14 protein-coding genes are annotated in these 19,653 nt (G+C 68.0%); 5 read left to right on the top strand and 9 right to left on the bottom strand.

Annotated features, from left to right (window positions below; all coding sequences use genetic code 11):
* Positions 1-55: 55 nt before the first annotated feature.
* The gene (locus JW592_RS31285) at positions 56-868 is read left to right on the top strand and encodes a helix-turn-helix domain-containing protein (protein ID WP_209268653.1); all 813 of its coding nucleotides are present in this window, start codon (positions 56-58) and stop codon (positions 866-868) included.
* Between the two features lie 153 nt (positions 869-1,021).
* Positions 1,022-1,534, top strand: coding sequence for an HNH endonuclease family protein (locus tag JW592_RS31280; protein ID WP_229377170.1), 513 nt, complete (start codon positions 1,022-1,024; stop codon positions 1,532-1,534).
* Positions 1,535-1,613: 79 nt separating this feature from the next.
* Here JW592_RS31280 and JW592_RS31275 read toward each other — a convergent pair whose 3' ends face one another.
* Positions 1,614-2,180: a helix-turn-helix domain-containing protein gene (locus tag JW592_RS31275; protein WP_229377169.1), complete on the bottom strand. Its 567-nt coding sequence runs from the start codon at positions 2,178-2,180 to the stop codon at positions 1,614-1,616.
* A gap of 812 nt (positions 2,181-2,992) precedes the next feature.
* Here JW592_RS31275 and mobF point away from each other — a divergent pair.
* Positions 2,993-8,374 carry a MobF family relaxase gene (gene mobF, locus JW592_RS31270; protein ID WP_209268651.1) on the top strand — a complete coding sequence of 1,794 codons (5,382 nt, stop codon included), beginning with the start codon at positions 2,993-2,995 and terminating at the stop codon, positions 8,372-8,374.
* Between the two features lie 86 nt (positions 8,375-8,460).
* Here the strand turns inward: mobF and JW592_RS31265 are convergent, their stop codons facing one another.
* The 8 genes from JW592_RS31265 to JW592_RS33090 all read right to left on the bottom strand — a co-directional run bounded on the left by JW592_RS31265 (position 8,461) and on the right by JW592_RS33090 (position 17,313).
* Positions 8,461-8,955 carry a hypothetical protein gene (locus tag JW592_RS31265; protein WP_209268650.1) on the bottom strand — a complete coding sequence of 165 codons (495 nt, stop codon included), beginning with the start codon at positions 8,953-8,955 and terminating at the stop codon, positions 8,461-8,463.
* Positions 8,948-10,663 carry a type IV secretory system conjugative DNA transfer family protein gene (locus JW592_RS31260; protein WP_307805610.1) on the bottom strand — a complete coding sequence of 572 codons (1,716 nt, stop codon included), beginning with the start codon at positions 10,661-10,663 and terminating at the stop codon, positions 8,948-8,950. The genes JW592_RS31265 and JW592_RS31260 overlap by 8 nt, the downstream gene beginning before the upstream one ends.
* Complete coding sequence (locus JW592_RS31255) at positions 10,664-12,211, bottom strand: putative type IV secretion/conjugal transfer ATPase (RefSeq protein WP_229377168.1); 1,548 nt, start codon at positions 12,209-12,211, stop codon at positions 10,664-10,666.
* Positions 12,211-13,752, bottom strand: coding sequence for an SCO6880 family protein (locus JW592_RS31250; protein ID WP_209268649.1), 1,542 nt, complete (start codon positions 13,750-13,752; stop codon positions 12,211-12,213). Before JW592_RS31250 ends, JW592_RS31255 begins: the two co-directional genes overlap by 1 nt.
* A 3-nt stretch (positions 13,753-13,755) precedes the next feature.
* Positions 13,756-15,564: a TrbL/VirB6 family protein gene (locus tag JW592_RS31245; protein ID WP_209268648.1), complete on the bottom strand. Its 1,809-nt coding sequence runs from the start codon at positions 15,562-15,564 to the stop codon at positions 13,756-13,758.
* Positions 15,557-16,309, bottom strand: coding sequence for a hypothetical protein (locus JW592_RS31240; RefSeq protein WP_229377167.1), 753 nt, complete (start codon positions 16,307-16,309; stop codon positions 15,557-15,559). Before JW592_RS31240 ends, JW592_RS31245 begins: the two co-directional genes overlap by 8 nt.
* Before the next feature lies 1 nt (position 16,310).
* Positions 16,311-16,571, bottom strand: a complete 261-nt coding sequence (locus tag JW592_RS31235; RefSeq protein ID WP_229377166.1) for a hypothetical protein — start codon at positions 16,569-16,571, stop codon at positions 16,311-16,313.
* An 82-nt stretch (positions 16,572-16,653) separates the two neighbouring features.
* Entirely contained in the window at positions 16,654-17,313 is a 660-nt protein-coding gene (locus tag JW592_RS33090; RefSeq protein ID WP_229377165.1) for a hypothetical protein, read from the bottom strand.
* 550 nt (positions 17,314-17,863) lie between these two features.
* On the opposite strand from JW592_RS33090, the gene JW592_RS31225 reads away from it, so the two are divergent.
* Both JW592_RS31225 and JW592_RS31220 read left to right on the top strand, forming a co-directional pair.
* Positions 17,864-18,811 carry a peptidoglycan DD-metalloendopeptidase family protein gene (locus JW592_RS31225; RefSeq protein ID WP_209268646.1) on the top strand — a complete coding sequence of 316 codons (948 nt, stop codon included), beginning with the start codon at positions 17,864-17,866 and terminating at the stop codon, positions 18,809-18,811.
* A gap of 203 nt (positions 18,812-19,014) precedes the next feature.
* Positions 19,015-19,482 carry a hypothetical protein gene (locus JW592_RS31220; protein ID WP_209268645.1) on the top strand — a complete coding sequence of 156 codons (468 nt, stop codon included), beginning with the start codon at positions 19,015-19,017 and terminating at the stop codon, positions 19,480-19,482.
* The last annotated feature ends 171 nt before the right edge of the window (positions 19,483-19,653 follow it).

The raw sequence follows: 19,653 nt of genomic DNA, 5'->3' as shown, positions 1-19,653 counted from the left end.
CTGGCCGGCATACCTGCTGTACCACTCGAAACCCCTCCCAAGGAGCGCTACACCCATGATCCCCAACGGCGTTACCCCCGCCGACGACCAGACTGCCGCCGACATCTGGGGCGTCAGCGTCGGCTACTGGCGCGACACCAAGCACTGGCAGAAGATCCGCGGCCTGAAGCTGCTCAACCGAAAGGGCAGCCGCCGGCGGATCTACTCCAAGGAGCAGCTGCTCGCCGCGCACGCGGAGGAGGAGCGCGCCAAGGCCGTCAACGAGCAGCCGAAGTACGACCTTCCCCCGGTGCCGGCCGGCGAGCAGCACCCCGACGATCTGCTCGATCTGGAGGAGGCGCTTTACGCTCTGCCGGAGGAGCGGCGCGTCACGCTGAGCACCTGGAAGACCTACAAGTACGGCGACAAGACCCGTCTGCCAGCGCCGGACTTCAACCTCGGCGGCCAGGAGGTTGACGGCGAGGTCGTCGGCGGTGAGGACTTCTGGCGTCGGCGCACGATCCTCGACTGGGACGCCAACCGCCCCGGCCGCGGGAGCCAGCCTGGCCGTGGCCGGAAGGTCGGCAGCAAGAACAAGGCCCCCCGACGGCCCACGGCGCAGGCCCTGGAACGCCGACAGCGTGCCCGGATCATGCTCGATGAGGAGCCGACTGCCGTCACGGCAAAGGTGCTTGCCGAGAGGCTCGGAGTCCATCCGGTGCACGCGGAGCGGTTGCTTCGCTCCGCCCGGCTGGAGAAGGTCCGCGACCTTCTGACGGAGCGAGAGGATCTGACCGTCGACGACGTCCAGCGCGAGACCGGGCTGACCGTCGTGGCGCATGCCCGCAAGCTGCTCGACGAGGCCCGTGAGGCCACCGCAGCGCAGTGATCCCCCGCACGTCAGGTCCTGGCAGGATGACCAACGCCAGCACCGGACGAGTGGGGGAGCGCGAGGGTGGCCAGAGGTATCGAGCGAGCACTGGAGTACGTCGCCGAGCGCAGCGTCCTGGTGCCGCATGGATGCCGATACTGGGTCAGGAGCTTGACGACGGACGGCTATGCAAAGGCTGTTGTAACCGAAGCCCGCCACGAACGTACCGTTCGGGTGCACCGGTGGCTGATGGAGCTGCTGCACGGCCCGCTCCCACCGCGCACGATCACCGCGCACAGCTGCAACGAATCCTTGTGTGTCGAGATCGACCACCTGTCGAACGCTACCCAGCGCACGAACATGCGGCAGATGGCCGATCAAGGACGCGCAGCCGGCCGGGTGCACCTCGGCTACGCCGACACACGCGGGTCCCTGGGGCGCGCGCAGGCCATCCAGTCCGCACTTCGCGACGGGCTGGACCTGGACGCGCTCGCCGCCGCGATGCTCGCGGGCGAGCCGCGCCCGCTCGTCCGTGCAGCCCTGGCGCACGGATACGACGCGGAGGCGTATCTCGCTGCCGTGCGGGCGTCCGATCCGAGCGCCGCGCTCGTCCCGCTCTTTCCGGCGGAGGCAACTGAAAAGCCTCCCGCCGTACCGGAGGACGGACAGATGCCGTTGTTCTGAGATGTCCCCATGTCGAAGGCCCCGCCCTGGCGGATGGGTCACCATCCACGGGGCGGGGCCTTCGACGTCGAACAGGACCTCAGTGCGCCTGCGCGTTCTCCGGCGAACCGTCCTGAGCCGGGAGCGTCACCGGTCCTCCGGGCGGCGGGAAATTGTACGTGGCCGCGCTCGCTGTGGCCTCCGTCGGAGGAGCCGCCGCGGCGTCCGATGTCGTTGTCTCCGCCGTGTCACCGACCGGTTCCGCAGCAGCGTCGGGCGACTCCGTCCCGGTGGACTCCTCTGCGCTCGACTCGGCGAGAGCTGCCACCGCCTGGTCGAAGTTGCGCTTGGCGGTACGAACCTGACTCACCGAGATACCGAGACGTTCCGCCACTTGCTGGGCAGGGATCTCGGTGTCCAGCATCTCGACCACAAGGGCGTCGAACTTCTGGCGCTTCTCCACCAGCTGCGCGTCGCGCTCCTCGCGGAGCTTGGCGACGCGCCTCTGGGTCTCCTCGTCGAAGTCGTCGATCTCCTCTTGCAGCAAGATCGCTTCTCCCGCAATGCGGAGACGCTCCTCCTCCTGCTGGACGAACCGGGCTGCCTTCTCTCGTGCCGCCTCGCGGGCCTGCACCGCCCGGGAGCTTCGCCGCTGCTTCTGCGTCATGCGCTACTGCACCTCCGTGCCTTGAGACTGCCGGGGCACATTCTGCCGTCCGGCGGGCCACAGCCGGATGCCGCCCACGCGGCGGCACCGCACGTAACAACACGGCGGGCCGTCTCTCGCCGGTGCACGGCCGATCGCGCTGGCACGATCGGTGCGACTGCATCGGACCCATAGTCGGGGGACACGTCAGCCGCACCGCGGCATCGCACGTGACGTGGGGGCCCCATGGTGCAGCACCCGACTCCAGGAGCCGGGTTGCGAGGAGGGATCCCGCACCGCCCCCTCGCGCACTCCCGGAGCGGGGGCGGCCGCACTGTTACGCAGCGTGTCGCCGGTGCGGCGCGCGGTGCGAGGCGCACCGGTGCGTGCGGAGGCACTGCATGTGACGTCCTGGCGGAAGGGTGCACCCCAGATGCACGGCCACCGCGCGGCCACGGCCAGTGCCGTGGCCGGGTGGTGCACCGATTGACTGCACGCGACCGCCCGGCGGCAGTGCACGTGCGACGCACCGCTGCAATGTGCAGCGGCGGTGACGCGCTGCGGACCGTGACGCCACGTCGCCCCGGCTCACCATGTGACGCGTCCACAGGTGGCGCCGCAGGTACGCCTTTCCACAGCCATGTCCGGAGGACCTGACTATGGAAAGCCGCCAGACTACGTCTGTGACCGTCCTGCTCTTTCAGCGCGTTGCCGTCCAACCATCATCGTGATCGTCGCAAGCTCCTCCACGATTCGGTTGTACGCGCAACACGCTTCAAGATCATTACGGTCACACCTCATGCATTATGAATGACCCAGGTAAGATCGCGCCCATGATGACCGTCCACAAGCTGAGCGCTGGGGACGGGTATACGTACTACATCCGTGAGACTGCCAGCGCGGATCAGGCCCGCGAACGCGGCCAGGAGCTGGGCGACTACTACACCGCGGACGGCAATCCGCCGGGCGTCTGGATGGGCGCGGGGATCGACGCCCTCGGCGTCTCCGGGACGGTCACCGAAGCGCAGATGAAGGCGCTCTACGGCGAGGGCCTTCACCCGGATGCCGAGCGCATCATCGCCGAGCGCATCGCTGCCGGAGACAGTACGAAGCAGGCGATGCGGGCCGCTCGGCTGGGCCGCAAGTTCATGCAGTTCAAGCAGAGGGACACGCCGTTCGGGCGGATGCTGCACGAGGAGATCGAGCGCTTCGTGCGGATGGAGAAGCGCGAGCCGAACGCGACGGAGCGGGCCGAGATCCGGGGGCGCGTCGGCGCGGTGCAGTTCCGCACCGAGCACGGCCGCAGCCCCGAATCCAAGGAGGAGCTGGGCCGCTTCATCAAGGAGCAGGAGGGCGGCAAGCAGCGCAATGCAGTCGCCGGATTCGACCTGGTGTTCACCGCTCCGAAGTCGGTATCCGTGCTGTGGGCGCTGGGGGATGAGAACGTGCGCCGGGCTGTCGAGCAGGCCCACGTGCAGGCGATCGAAGAGACCGTGCAGTGGCTGGAGCAGAAAGCCACGATGACCCGCACGGGGGTCAACGGCATCGCCCAGGAGGACGTTGCCGGCGGCCTGATCGCCACCCGCTTCCGGCACTACGACAGCCGCACCGGCGACCCTCTCCTGCATGACCACGTCGTGGTCGCCAACAAGGTCAGGGGGGCTGACGGGAAGTGGCGGACGCTGGACGGTCAGCTGCTGTTCGCGCAGAACGTGTCCGCCAGCGAGCACTACAACCTGCGGGTCATGGAGATCGTCTGTGAGGACCTCGGGCTGCGTGCAGAGGCCCGGGAAGTCACTCCGGGCAAGCGAGCGGTCATGGAGATCGCCGGAGTCGGAACGGACCTCATCGAGGCCAACTCAAGCCGTTCGCAGAGCATCAAGGAGCGCACTGCCGAGCTGGTGGCGGAGTATCGGGAGCGGCACGGCTACGACCCGTCGAGCAAGACCCTCACGGCGCTGATGCAGCAGGCCACGCTGGAGACGCGACCGGACAAGAAGGAGGCCCGGCCGCTCGCCGAGCTGCGCGAGGGATGGCGGGAGGCGGCCGTCGAAGCGTTCGGTTCCGACCGCGTGGACAACCTCCTCCGCGCTGCCCGGGTGGCGGCGCAGAGCACTCGTCCGGGGGCTGCGGCCGTGCCGCATCTGGACGTGCACAAGGCAGCCCGAGAGGTCATTGAGACGGTCTCGGAGCATCGCAGTGTGTGGGGCCGGCGGCAGGTCTTCGCCGAGGCCCAGCGGTGGGTCATGGTGGCCACACTCGGCGCCGCACCGAGCGGTGATCTGGCCGAGCAGATCACCGATCGCGCGCTCGCGGCCGAGGTCATCGGTGTCACCCCGCCGGACCTCAACCCCTACTTCCCGGGGGTGGCACGAGCGGACGGAACGAGTATCTATCGGCGCCGGGAGACCGAGCTTTACACCTCCGTCGGCGTTCTCGCAGCCGAGGACCGGATCGTCTCCGCCGCACGCACACAGGTGATTCCGGCGGTCTCCGCAGACGTCTATCAGGCCGTCGAAGACGCCTACCAGCAGGCCAACTCGAACCGCCGCCTGGACGCGGGCCAGCGCGAGCTCGCCCGCACCTTCGCGTGCAGCGAGAAGCTCGTAGCGGCGGGCATCGGCCCGGCCGGTGCAGGCAAGACGACCGCCATGCGGGTAGCCGCCGATGCCGTCCGCACGAGTGGCGGCCGCGTCATCGGTCTGGGCCCCTCTGCCCGCGCCGCCACTGAGCTTTCCGCCGGTCTGGAGGCCCCGGCCTTCTCGCTGCATGACTGGCTCGGAGCCCGTGAGCGGCTGCACCAGGGCAAGCGCGTGGCCCCCGAGTACCAGCTGTCTGCCGGCGACGTCATCGTGATCGACGAGGCGGGCATGGCGGGCAGCAAGCGCATCGCCGCCGTCATCTCTGAGGCCCAGGAGGCCGGTGCACTTGTCCGTCTGATCGGTGACCCCTTCCAGCTCGCCGCCGTGGAATCCGGCGGCGCTCTGCGACTGCTCGCCAACACCGTCGACGTCGTCGAACTGGAGAACCTGCACCGGTTCCGCGCACCCGGAGAAGCGGCCGCCACCCTTGCCCTGCGCAGCGGCGAGCCCGAGGATGCGTGGACCTGGTATCTGGACAACAGCCGCGTCGTCGCCGGTACGCGCGAGCAGATGCTGCACGCCATCTTCACCGACTGGCAGGCCGACATCGAGCAGGGCCACACGGCACTGATGATGGCGGACGACAACGCCAGCGTCACCGAGCTCAACACCCTCGCGCAGGCATACCGGATGGGCCGGGGACAGCTCGACGCCGCCCAGAGCGTCGACCTCGGTGACGGCCTCCAGGCCCACCGCGGCGACCTCATCGTCACCCGCAAGAACGATCGCCGGAACGCGGTCATGGGAGGCCGTGACTTCGTCAAGAACGGCGATCAGTGGGCGATCGAGGCTGTCCGGGACAACGGCGACTTGGTCGTACGGCACACCGACCACGGCGGCCGGACCGTGCTGGCGGCCGAGTACGTCGGTACCTTCGCCGAACTCGGCTACGCAGCCACCGGCCACCGGGGCCAGGGCGCCACCGTGGACACCGGAAGCGGCCTGGTCACCCGCCGCACCAGCCGCGAGTCCGCCTACGTGCAGGTGACCCGAGGCCGCCTGAAGAACCGCATCTACGTCGTCCTGGACGAAGGCCAGACGATGCGGGATGTGCTCGACACGATCGCCTACACGCAGAGGGCATCGGTCTCCGCGACCGAGGCCATCCGGGCTGAGCAGGATCGCGTGTACGGCATCCCCCAGCTGGCTTCCGAGTACAACGACGTGCACGCCCGTGCGTTGTCGCTGCGCTACCAGAACATGGCCCGCTCCGTTCTGGCGTCGGGCGCCGAGGGGGTCATCGCCGAGGAGGCGTGGCCCGCAGTCGAGCGAGCGCTGCGTGACGCCGAGCGCGCCGGTTTCGCCCCCGAGCGCATCCTTTTCAACGCGTTCCACGAACGGGACTTCACCGATGCTGAGGACAACGCCGCGGTGCTGAGCTGGCGGATCGACAACCACGTCGACGACGCCCGCAACGTGCTCCAGCGTCTGGAAGAACAGGGCACGATCCGGCCCCTGATCGACCTGACGGATGACCAGCTCGGCCGTCTGTCCGAGCGAGCCGAGGAGCGGCGCAAGCAGGCGCTCGATACGCTGCACCGGGCCGATGCCCGCGTGGCCAGTCAGCCCCGATCGCTGGTCGTGGACGGTCTTCCCGTGCCGGCCTGGCCGGGGCGTGCGTACGGAGACCTCACCCGGCTCCAGCTCTCGCAGGCCATCGCGGAAGCTCGCCGCGACGCCCGCCTCGCCAGCCTCTCCGTCATGCAGGCCCGGCGCGACGGCCGGAGCGAGGATGCCGAAGCACACCGTGGGGAGGCCCGCGCTGCGGCCGCCCGCCTGCACGGCCTGAAGACCGAGCAGGCCACCCGTAAGGCCATGGGCTGGGTCGACCGTGCCCGCGAGGAGTGGCAGCGCGAGCCGGGGCCCGGCCGCGCCCACACCGCGGGCATGGACGTCGAGATGGTCGCCGCCGAGATGCGTACCAATCTCCACGCGCAGGACGAGGCCCGGGTGCGGCTGGCCCGCGCCGAGCTGGTCGACCAGCGGGTGCGAGCCGAGCAGCGCCTTCGCAGGTTCCTGCCCGACGCGGCGGAGGTCGCCCCGGTCCACACCGGGCCGTTGCCCGAGTGGCTGCTGCCGCGTGAGGCGGAGCGGGACCAGTACACCCCGGCCCCGTGGGTCGAGCACCTGGATGCGCGCCGTCAGATCATCGACGACCGCCTTGCTCAGATCGGGACCGCTCTGGCAGCCAACCCGCCGGAGTGGGCTCGCAGCCTCGGGCCCGTGCCGCCCGAGGGAACCGAGTTGCGCGACACCTGGGAGCGCACGGCCGCGCTCGCCGACGCCTGGCGGGCCCGGCGCCACGTCCGGGCGGATGAACCCGGTCTCGGCAACCAGCCAGTGGGGGAGCGGGACGCGGCGGCCTGGCAGGCGCTGCACGAGCAGGTTGCTGAGGTCGGGCGCCGGGCGCGAGCCACCGAGGCCGCCGCCCGCCGTGGTGAGGCTCTCGCTGCTGTGGCCCGGGAAGAGGTGCACCCGACCGAGGCTGAACGCGAGTTCGCGCCGTCCGGTGAGACCGTCACCGAGGACCGGGCCGAACAGCGCGCAGAAGCCGCCGACGCCCCCGAGCGGGAGCAGGAAGAAGAGGAAGAGAGGGCAGCGGAGCGTACGGCGGCGGAAGCCGAACGGGAAGTAGAGGCCGACGAGCCCCGCACGCCGGCCCCCGAACCGGAGCGCGTGGAGGAGCGCGCGACTGAGACGGACGTGCCCGAGTCGGAGCGCGCAGAGGCGAGCTCTTCCTACGAGGAGAGCGACGCCGAGCAGCGTGAGAAGCACGAGCAGCAGGAGCGCCGCCCATACGCCGACCTGCCGGACGCGGAACTCGCCGAGAGGCTGGCCTACTACGTCGAGGCCGCTGAGGCAGCCCAGGAGCACGCGGCGGCTCAGGAAGCCAAGGCGGCCGAGCTGCGAGCGGCGCTGGAGCCCGGCGGCGAGGTCGAGCGCCGCGTCGACGAACGGGCGGCGCGCGTCGAGGCCATCCATGATCTGCGGGAGACGACGCGCCGACTGCCCGTCCTGGAGGCCGCTGATCAGCAGCGGCGGCAGGAAGCCCACAACATCGAGAGGCGCCTGGAGGAGACGGGGCGCTTCGGCCGTCCTGCCGTCCGCGGCGATGAGCGCTCCCGCCTGGAGGAGCAGCTGATGCGTCTCCGTGGAGAGCAGGAGCAGCGTGCCGCGGAAATCTCCGCGATGCGGCAGCGGCAGGCGGAGAGCGAACGGGAGGCCGGGCCGGCTTCCCAGCATGAGGAAGTGCTGGCCTCCTGGGAACGCAACGGAGGGTCGCGGGAGGCCGTGTTGGAGCAGACGCTGGCGTCCCGGCAGCGCCGCGCGGATGCCGCCACGGCGGAGGCCGAAGGCGCGCGCGGAGAGGTGGGCAAGCTCGATGCCGCCGCGGCTTCCGTGCGGCAGGAGATGAATAGGCGGGATGCGCAGCCCTACCAGCAGCGCGTTGCGGAAGAAGCTCAGCGTCTCCAGACCCAGCAGGCCGCGCTGCAACAGCAGCAGGCCCAGCAGCAGGCTGCCCAAAGCCCAGGGCCCGAGGAGCAGCAGAACCGCAACGGGCCGAGGCGCTGATCGGTTCGCACAATCGTTGCGGCAGCGCCCCATGAGCTGGAGGGGGCCCCGGACTCCGGGGCCCCCTCCACGATGTTCCGGTTCAGCTACCCGCCGGAGCGTGCTTCGGCGGCGGCGCGGGCCCCCTCGGCCAGGCGGAACACCTGTGCCTGGGCGGGATGGGAACGCGGCCGGGCCAGGAAGGCGGGACCGGCATCAACCCATTCGCTGTACGCCTCGCCATCCGTGAGCGGCGGCGCAGGCGGGTCCTGGTGAGAGCTTTGACAACTGGCGTTGCCCAGGCGCGGCAGGAACGCGTACAGCTCCTTGACCCAGTCAATCTCAGCGCGCAGCGTGAGCTTGCTGGGATCTCCCGCATACGTGCGGACCCATCCCAGGTACAGGGCGGTCAGTTGCTCGATGATGCGGGGATGCCGGTACCAGCAGCGGGCGATCTGGTTGCGGACGTCGTAGGTTTCGATGAGCCAGTCCACCCACAGCGTGAGTTCGGCCAGTCGGCTCTCTCGCTCATCGGGTTCCATCGCGGACCAAACCCACCGCTGTGGTCCCTCCGGCTTGCCTTGCCCTGTCTGCTCAGCCATGGGGCGCCTCCGTCGCTGGGTCCGTCGCCTTTTTAAGGGACAGCGGGTCGGCTGGTCGGCCCAGCCAGGTGCGCAGGTCTTTGTCCCGCCAGGTCAGCCGCATGTTCACCCGGATCGGTGGGAGGTTGAAATACTGCACGATGCTGGTGAACTTCGGGATTTCCCGAAGAGTGTCCACCGGCAGCAGCTCGGTTTCCACGATGCTCGTCGAGCGTGAGTTCTTACCGTCTCCGCTGGAGCGGCTGGTGCGCTCGACGTGCTGTTTGGCTCCCAGGTAGCTGAAATAGCGCAGGGTGTCGTCATCGGCCAGACCCGGCAGAAGCATGCGCATCGTGGAGGCGGAGATCACCGTCCTGGCTCCGTCACGACCGACCCTGGAGGCGAGCTGGGCAAGGTCGTGCCAGATGGTCAGCATGGCGATGCCGATGCCCCGCCCGGTCGTCAGTGTGGTCGGGAGCCTGGGGTACCGCAGCGCGTTGCCGGCCTCATCGATCATGCAGCCCAGCGGTTTCTCCAGCGGCTTGCCGGTCTTCTCGAACCGGTCCTCAGCCGCATGGATGACCGACGCGATGATGGAAGTGAACAGCGGCGCGAATCGCTCCGCGTTCGAGGGCGAGGCGACCAGGCAGATGGTGCCGGTGCGGTTCAGCAGGGCCTCAGCGGTGAAGTCCGTCCCCGCCACGACCTCTCGTACGTCCTTGTTGCGGTACACCGACGCGATGACGTTGAGGGTGAACTGCACTGAGCCGGCACCGTCTTCATGCAGCTTGAGCCAGGGCTGAGCGTAGTCGAGCGCGACCTCGGGGTAGTCGGGCTCCAGAATCGCGCGGACATGGTCTACGGCGTCCTTGCCCAAGGAAAGCCACTCGCGGAAGGCGCGGATGCCGCCTCCCGAGATGTTGGCGGCCAGCAGCAGGCCCGCGAGGATCGCGCGGGCCTGGGCGATCCAGGGCTCGGCGCGCGGGTCGTAGTGCTTTTGAGCGGCGTCTGCCATCCACTCGGCCATCCGCTCAGCGGCATCAGCATCGCGGGCGTAATCCACGGGCGACCAGTGATGGGTTCTGCGCCCGCCCGGCAGACCGGCGGGTGCAATGATCCACACGGGCCCCAGGCGGCTGCGGCTGGCGTAGATGGCGTCCAGGTCCGCTGCCTTCGTCGTGGTGCACACCACTGGCCCCTGCCACTCTGCGGCATTCCCCATCAGCAGCCCGGTCGTCTTGGCACTCCCCGGAGGGCCAAAGGCGATGGCGGACCCCGCGGGCTCAACCACTGCCATGATCTTCTTGGTCAATTGGCCGCGGCCCGCAGTGATGCGCCCTTCCCGCTGCTCGGGTGCATCAGGAGCTGCCATCTGCCGTTCAGTGCTCCTGTCGCCCCAGCGGGCACCGCCCAGGTGGGGCTTTCGGCCCGCAAGGGCGCGCATCAGTACAACAGCAGCCACCAGCACCGCGCCTGTGAAGAGGACCATCACCAGCCAGAACAGCCAGGTAGGAGGCGCGGAGGGGTAGACCGAGTCCGGTCCACGGGTGAGGGACAGCAGCACCGTCGCGGGCACGCTGCGGCTGGAGGTCACCCAGCCATGTCCCGACAGCAGTCCGGCCACCGGCGCCGCCATGAGAACCACAGCACTCACGGCGACGACGAAACCGGCCGCCACGGCAGCCAGCAGCGCGCCGTCGTCCACTCCGTGGGTGTCCTTGGCCGGCACTTAAACCACCATCCGCTCGTCGGTCTCGAACAGGCGTTGTTCGGTGGCGGAGAGCATCAACTGCACCGGATGGCTGCCGCCCCCACGCCCGACCTTCCACAGGGCTCGTCCGCGCTGGCCCGCGCCCCACGAGCCGATGAGATCGCACTCGGCGTCGGTCAGCCCGATCGCTTCCCGGGTGATCTCCAAAGGCTGGGTGTCCTGGGCAAGCTGGATGCGGGTTTCGCAGCTGGAGATCAAATCTTTGGCGATGGCCACGGATTCTGAACCCGCAGCCCCCACAGCTTCGAAGTCGGAGAGCCGGTGGGTTGCCAACAGCTGGATTGTGCCAGTGGCGCGGGACAGACGCAGATCAGCGTCGATCTTCCGGACCATCGCCGAGCCGCCGCTGCGCATCTGCCGCCACAGCTCGTCTCGGACCACCACCCACGACTGGCCTGGACGGTCGATGGCACTCTGCGCCCAGGAGGAGACGCAGGTGAGCACCATCGCCACGGTCTCATCGCCATACTCCTCCAGGGCGCTGATGTCCACGCTCTGGATCGGCGCGTTCCAGTCCAGGCCGATCGATGTCTCTTCGTCGAAGAGGCCGCCGAGGTGGCCGGAGACCATGCCCCCCAGAGCCGAGCGCAGTGGCGCCATCTGCTCGCGGGCGGTCTGGATGTCCCCTCCGCGTACGCGCAGTTCGCGGGCCATCTGCTCGGTGGGGTCCTTGATCTTCTCGTAGACCAGGGGCAGCGTCGGGACCCGGAGGTTCTGTTGCCCGTACAGTTCGCCGGTCACTTCGCGTACCGCGATATCCAGGCACTCCTCATCCTGGGGGCGCAGGTTGTGGCGCAACTGGAGCTCCAGCAGGGCCTTCAGCAGGGTCAGGCGCCTGCGGTGGATCTCGCGTAGGCGAGTACGCAGCTCTTGCGGATCGAGGTCGTCCAGGCCCTGGCCCAGGGGCCCGGCATCCAGCGGGTTGAGCCGCCCCGACAAACCCGGGCCCAGCCGGACCGGCTCAACGCCGAGGTGCTCGCACAGGGACTGGTACTCGCCTTTCACGTCTCCGGCGATGAGCGTCTTGTGGCCCAGGGTCATCAGGCGGAAGCAGAGCGCCTTGATATGGGCGCTCTTCCCTGACCCCGGAATGCCGGTGATCATGACGTTGGGGTTGGTGCATAGTCCATTGGTCACCCAGGCGGCAGGGTGCGCGGAGAATGCCTGCATTGTCAGGGTGTTGAACCCGATATAGACGCCGATCGGGGGCAGTCCAGCGGGGTGCAGGAAGGGGTAGATGCCGCTCGCCCGCTCGGTATCGGCGCGGAAGACCTCCGGCTTGGCCAACGATGCGGCCCGCCCGGCGTAGGGCTGATTCCACCCCTTGCGCGGAGCCATCCGCATCGCCAGCTCCGGATCCTCCAGCAGCCGAGCCCGACGCAGCTCCCTGGCCGAGGGCTGACGCTGCTGCGGCAGAGCATCATCGGAGGGTGCATCCAGCAGGTCTGACAGCGGAGCGGAGCGCAGGGACCCCGTTTCGCGTGGCGCACGCTTGAAACCCAACATCAGATGCCCACCCGCCGATCCGGCAGTCCCTGCGCCAGAGGCAGCGCTGCGACAGCGAACCCGGAATCCTGTGCACCCCAGATCCGCCGCAGCGTCAGCCCTGCTTCTGAAGCGTCCGCCTGGAGCTCGGCACACGCCGTCTCCAACTCCTCGAAGTCCGTGACGGTCACCGCCAAGACCCCGGTCAGCCGCACGACGCCGTGGCCGGCAGCTCGTGCGATGTCCTGAGCGCGCGCGGTCTCCGCCTCACGGCGCTCGTCCTCGGACTCGTCCCGGCCGGTCTTGGCCCGCAGCTTGCGGGCCGACTGGCGCTTGGTCTTCTCACGCGCCAGCTCATTTCGCGCCTTGCTCGGTCCGATCGGCTCATAGACCAGCGAGAGGGAGCGGCGCGCGTTCTGCCGAGGACGCAGCAGCGGGGTGAGGAAGGTCGCGTACACCTCGCTCAGGGGGAACCCGCGCACCTGGTAGGTGACGGTCCAAGCGCTGTCGTGCCGATAGACGCCCCACGAGGTCTCGGCGGCCGCAGGCCCGGCCACTTCCGGGAGCACGCCGCCAGCTACTCCCTGCCACGAGGGGTCTTCCGCGGCCGCGTCGCGGGCGGCGGCAGCCAGCTGCTCCTCCGGGTCGTAGGCGGTGCGGATCGCCTGAGCGACACCGTTGGGGGAGAGCCACTCAAGGACCTGCAACCCCGCGCTGCTGAGCGCTCCGTGCATTGCTGTGATCTCCCGTACCAGCACGGCGGCCGCGCCGGCCTGCCCACCGCCTGCCCCCTTCACAGCGAGGCGGGCACGGGAGCTGGAGAGAGTGACGGCCAGGTACGTCTCGCGGGCGGTCGCCGAAGGACCGGCGCCTGCCATCAGCTCATTGAGGGACTCCACCGCCACGGCGGGAGCGCCCGGGGAGGTGTGGCGTGCTGTCCAGCTGCGCAGGGCCGTGCCGTCGTCGGGCAGACTGCGCTGGTGAACGGCGACCCGGGTGATCACGCCGTCCTCCTTGCACTGCGAGCGCAAGAAGGCTGCCCAGCCCGCCACACGGGCGTTTTGCTTGGCAGTGTCGGACAGCGCCAGCCCGGGGAACGTGACCCGCGCGATGGCGGTGTAGCTGGCTTCCAGTGGGTTGTGCATGATTCCCAGTTGGCCACCGAGCCCGTCAGGAGCCTCCAGCATGTGCAGCCGGGCGAGTGACCCGGGCAGGTCCATCGGCTGGCGGCCGTCCCGGGTGCGCGGGGCGAACGCCCCGGAGAAGAAGAGGTTTCGACGGGTAGCCACTGCGTATTGATGCCTTACTGCGAGGACGATCCACTCATCCGCGGTGAGCCCCAGAACGCGGCCGTAGGCCAGCAAGAGCAGCACCCCGGCGAGCGGGAGACAAATGAGCGCGGCGGTCCAGCTCTTCTGATGGATCGGCACCAGAGCAATGGCCGAGGCCGCCGCCACCAAGGCGAAGCCCGGTCCGCTCAGGTTGCCGATGAATCCGGACCGCTCGGACTGCCAACCGCTGAACGTGGCTGGCTCGACGTGCGCAGATGCAGGAGTAGACACGGGTCACCTCTCCTGGTCGGGTGGAGTGGGGCGTGGGGGCTGCACGAGCGGGGGCTGGGGCGGAGGCCCTGCCTCAGGGCTCGATGGGCCGGGCGCCGCAGGCCGCTGGGCCGGAACTGGTGGGTCCGCCTCGGGGGTCTGCGAGCCACCGCCGCGCGGCGGCATCACCACGTGGCGGCCGCCCTGAGAGCCTTGGCCGAGACCCGCGTGTGCGGCCGTGTTGGCTCCTGCGCTCTCCACCATGTCCTTGCCGGCCGCCAGAGCCTGGACCCCGAGACCGAGGCCAGATGCGCCTGCCATGGCACCGCCGCCGCTCTTCCAAAAGCCCTTTCCGGCCTTGGAGCCTTGCGTGGCGTTGGCGCTGTCTCCTTCAAGAGCCTTGGTGTAACCGCCACCGCCGACCGTCCCCGCGCCGGAGAGGGCCGGGCTGTAGCCGCCGATCATGCTGGAGACGCTGGAGCCGGCGGTCGAGATCATCCCGGACATGACGCTGTTGCCGTCACCCACGCTGTTGATCACCATGAACTTGGCCAGGATCGGCCAGGAAAAGGCGGCGATGGTGAACATCAGCAGGCCGACGAGTACATTCATGACCCCCTGGCCCGTTGCCATGGCCTCGAAGCCGATGGCAAAGGTGAGGACGATCATTGGTTTCATCAGGATCAGCGCGATCAGCGCATTCCGTGCTTTGGGCCACCACTCACGGGTGGCATCGGCCATCTGGCCGGCCAGGACGATGGGCATCATCACGACGAGGATCATGATTCCGGCCTGGCGCAGCAGCATCTCCAGCCACAGGGCGCCGATCGCCAAGATTGCCAGCAGACCCAGAACAATGACCACAGCCACCGTGGTTGCGGCAACCCCGCCCGGGGTGATCAGGGAGGCGCTCTTGGGGCCCGCGCCAGCCACCAGGCCAGCGAACATAGTCCCCAGCTGCTTCTTCATCGCTTTCCGGGCGTCCCCCGCATCCGTACCACCGTCGCCCATGGATTCGTTGATGAGCGCGGTGCTGAGCGTGTCGACCCAGTTGAGGGCCACCTGCGTGGCGAACAGGTAGACCGACAGGATGGCGGCCCACTTCGCCAGTCCGCTGATGGCCGTGGCCAATGGCTCGCCTCTACGGGATATCGCCACCTTTCCGAACTGCACGAGCAGCAGAAAGGTGGCCACCAGGAGTGACAGCCCTGTGGTGAGGCTGAGGACCGGGGTGAGTCCGGTGTCGGCGAGCTTGATCCGAGACATCTCATCGAAGGAGTCCGCAAACTGCTCCAGGAACCACATCACGCCGTGTCCGATTGTCTCGGCGACTTTCCCCACAGCGTCTTTGGCGAGACCTTTTACCTTGTTGGCTGCCCATTCATCGGGTGTGGTGGCAGGCGGCGGGTACTTGCCATTGACGTCTCTCGCGCAGTCACTGAAGGTCATTTTTGCCTGAGTTTTCAGGCACTTAGTGAACGCGGCGTTCCTCTCCTTAAATTTATACTTTCCTTTGTTTTGCTCCCTCCACTTCTTGAGCTTCTTCATTTCGTAGGCGTGGATCTTTTTTCCGTCGTGGGAGACTTCTCCCTCGGGGGCTGTTCCTTCCATCTCGCCCGGCTCGGGTGGGCGACAGGAAGCTCTCTTCTTCGGGTCCGGGTCGGTCAGATCGCAGTATTCTCCTGTCTTCTTGTCAATCCCGGGAACCCCGCTTGCGATGTCTTTGGGGATCGGGTCGGGAGGTTTGGCCGCATAGGCAGAGGGGGCTGCAAGGGTTGTTGTGAGAAGCAGGCATGCAAGCAGCGCGAAGAGTCGGCCGAGAAACTTAATCATGAGCGACCTGCCGCCATCCGTCCCGGAACGCATACGGACTCTTCGGGTCGTAGGCGAGCGGGTGCGTCTTACGGTTCACATACCGGGCTTCTTCGGTGAGTTTCCAATCCCCGTCCTGCCACTTGACGATCAACCGCTGCTCTTCCCCCTTCAGGGGGTCCTCGTCCGTGGGCTTTTCGGGCAGGGAGGCGTACCGGTCGTAGACCAGCCACACCTCCACCACCGTGCCGGCGTTGTTGAGCGATCGTGAGCGCACGGCCTGGACTTCAGTGGTGATGCTCATTCCGGCAGGGGTGCTGCCCGATGGGGCCAAGCCTGCGGTCTCCCGCGTTTTGCGTACGCGGGAGACGCCGTGGGAAACCACCTCGGGGGAGTCGGGGGAGGAAACAGCTTTCAGCTGACGCCGCGCAATGGAGTCGTCAAGAACATCCAGGTCCTGCCAGTAGTGGACCGCTGCGGAAACAGCGCCCACTCCACTGTTCGGGAAACCGATGCCCATGCCGTATTTGGTCTTCTCTGGCTTGTCGACCGGCATCGGTTTCCCCGAGGCCGGTGTCAGTGAGGGCTGGGCCCCTGGGGAGCCAGATGGTGAGGCGCTCGTCTTGTGGTCGGGCCGAGCGGATTGGCTGTCGCCGCTCAGCCCGTTGACCGTGAGAATGGCGCCCCCGACCACCACGGCGCCCGCCACGGCGCCGAGTCCGATCAGGCGCAGCCGTGCGCGTCGGGCCTTGGAATCGAGCTGCATCTCAGTTCGCCATGCCATAGAAGGCCATCACCAGCGACGAGGTGACACCAATCCCGAGACCCGCGATCAGGCTGTAGATGATGCCGCTCTTGCCGCGGCTGGCGAGTGTGCCGCGTTCTGTGTTGTGGCCGATCGCCACGCAGGCCCAGCCAACCAGACCGCCGAGGACGGCGAGAGCGAGACCACCGCCGGCGGTGTAGCTGAGGATCGTGCCCGTCGGGCCCTGGAGGGAATCGGGCAGCTTGGGAGTGAACTCGGGCACGACCGGACCTCCCTTAGCAAGGAGGGTCGTGGCCTGGTGAAGGTGACTCATGCGGGGTTCTCCCTTCAGGACAGCGAAGCTGTCAGCTCGGAATTGGGGTCCTAAGAGGGGCAGGTTCAGCTGCGGGGGGCAGCGGCTCCCCCCAACTGCGATGAGCGGAAGCCAAGACGGCCGTCGTGAGCTCGATGCGCGACTTCGGGCGGACCGCTTCGTGGACTCCGCCCCCTGTGCGGATCTGCGGCTCGAACGGCATACTCACAACCTCGGCGACGCGAGAGTCGAGCATGGTCATGGCTGTCTTGACCGCAGTCGGCAGGCGGCCTTCGCCCAGGGAGACGAACACCACAACCGTGCGCTGAAGTGGCAGCCCTTCCGCGGTGGCGGCCGCCACCGCAGTTTGCAAGGCCCGCACACCGTCCGCCGACGCTGCCGCGCACAGCACCGGAACAGCACAGGGCAGCGAACACCAACGCGCGGTGAGCCCAGCAGAGCCTTGATTCCTGGATTGGACGATGTCCTGGGCGAGCGGGTGGCAAGTGTCGGCGATCACCGCCTGCCACCCGCCGGCGGCGGCCAGCTGGTACCACGCGGCAGGGTCGTCCGGCAGCGAGAGGGCGGCAGAAGACCACTCCCGTGCATCGGTCAGAACGCCCCAGCTGTCGCCCTCGGGAGTGAATTGCTGGGCAGCAGCCTGCTGGACCTGGCTCCTCGTCACCGGTGCGTCCGGAGGAATGGTGGCCAAGCCGAGCTGGTCAGTCCCTGCCCAGGCAGGCCACGGTGAGGACAGGCGCGGTGCGAGATCGAGAACAACGGCGGAAGCCAACCCAGCCATTCCGCGCGCCAGTTGGGCGGCTACTGTCGACCTTCCGCTTCCGCCTACAGCGCTCATCACAGGTACGACGAGCCGTGACTTTTCCGGCAGGACCGGAGCCTGGTCCGTCGCCTGCCGAGACTTCTTTCCCAACGCTCCCCCGAAACAGGTGTTTCCACGTGCAGATCCCCCGATGACCCTGTGCAGCAGCATAATCACTGAGCAAGTGCGGTGGCTGAGGGGTGTGAGACGGCTGATACTCACTTATGCCCCATGAGAACCAGCAGGCACCTCATCGGCACCGGCCTGGGCGGGGTGGCGAAGCTCCTTTTCAGGCTCGCAAATGCCGTGTGAGAGTGTGAGATTCGTGCTGCGTGATCTTCGGGAGCGTAGCCGGGGGATGAGAGGGTGACAGGTCATAAAATGGGGGATTAAAGCCGGTCTTGCTGCGATTCCGGCTGCTCTGCTGTTGGGCACCTTCATGGCCGCCGCTGTGCTTGCCGACGACGAGGAGCCTTCCCTCAACCTGGGAGCAGGGGGCTTGAAGATCGGTAAAGGCGGGGTGCCTGCCAAGTACGCAGGACTGATTCAGGAGGCAGCCGAGGACTGTGACGCCGGGCTCTCCGCCGCGGTGCTGGCTGCGCAGATCCAGCAGGAGTCGGGATTCAACCCTCGCGCTGACTCGGGACAGGCGCAAGGAATCGCCCAGTTCATACCCACTACCTGGGCTTCGTCCGGAATCGACGGCAATGGCGACGGTAAGAAAGACGTCTGGGACCCTGAGGACGCCATCCCCTCCCAGGGGCGGATGATGTGCAAGCTGCTCAAGACGGCGAAGAAGCACCCCGAGTACAACGGATCTCCGATTGAGTTGGCCCTCGCCGCATACAACGCCGGCTGGCACCGGGTGGAGCAGTACCGCGGAGTGCCCCCCGAGCGCTTCGCCGCCGGGCAGACCTACCACTACGTCGAGATCATCATGGCCGGTGTCAAACGGTTCTCCGACGAGGGCGGCACCTCCTCCTCCGGCTGGACCCGCCCAGTCAAAGGCCCGCTGGGTACTCCCTACCACGCCCGCGGTGGCGCTTGGTCGAGCGGCCAGCACACCGGCATCGACTTCGTTGTGCCCACGGGCACGACTGTGCGCGCCGTCGGCTCCGGAACGGTCGTCGCGGCCGGTCCCGGCGGGGCCTACGGCAACCAGGTCGTCATCAGGCACGCCGACGGCCACTACAGCCAGTACGGACACATGTCCAAGGTCCACATCGTCAAGGGCGACAAGGTCAAGAGCGGTCAGAAGATCGGCATCAGCGGGGCCACAGGCAACGCCTCAGGCCCACACCTGCACTTCGAGATCCGCACAGGTCCTGACTACGGTTCCGACATCGACCCTGCCGCTTTCCTGCGCAACCGAGGCGTAAAACTGTGACCACAAGCTATGAGCCGCAATTCGCCCCCTGGGGCAAGGTCTCCAGCGAATTCTGGGCGAAAGAAGAACCAGTGTCACTCCCCGCGAGCCCTGGTGCCCACTCCGGCCTGCCTCTCGCCTCCGGGCAGTCAGCCCACCAGTCTGCGGTCCCCCCGCGCCCCAACAGGCCGCCTCAGCAGACCGAGCAGCCCCCGCCTCCTCCTGTGGAGTACCGCGATCGCGTAGCTGCGATCACTGCCACCTTCAGCACCCAGGCCACCCAAGAGCTCGTTTGGGCAGCTGCCGAAGCTGAGCGCCTGGATGAGGAATCCACCGCCACATACGGCCCGACCCACACCCACACCATCAGCATCCGCGAGCTGCGCGAGTGGATCGCAGGACTCAGAGGTGAGGCTGACGCTGCCACACACTGGGGACTGCATGTCACCGGTCTCCAGACCAGCGCCTGGGGCCATGACCACAAGATCACCCGAGAGTGCGCCAAGCGCACGGTGCACCACTGGACCAAGGTGACCAGTCCTACGGGCAGGCAAGCACTGGGCCAGGAGGTGCTCGCCATGCTCTCTGTGGTGTTCGGGGAAAACAGTGACATCTATCGGCAGGTGGCTCAGGCGGTCATGACCTCTTCCCCTGTGATCGCAGAGGCGGAAGTGTCCGGGGTCGGGAGCTGATATTGCTCGCCGCCACGGACGAGGACAGCGGTCCCGCCCCAGCAAGCTCCGTACGCGACTGATGATGAGCACTTACGGAGGTACCCCCCAGTAGCTGGGGCCCCTCACGCGAAAACCCCCGACCGCCGGTCGGGGGTTTTCGCGTGAGGGGCAGTGGGTCCAGGGCAACGC

It is taken from the genome of Streptomyces spirodelae (assembly GCF_017676385.1).
GTDB classification, from domain to species: Bacteria; Actinomycetota; Actinomycetes; order Streptomycetales; family Streptomycetaceae; genus Streptomyces; species Streptomyces spirodelae.
Note: the sequence above shows the minus strand (reverse complement) of the source record. Positions and strands in the feature narration are given on the sequence as shown.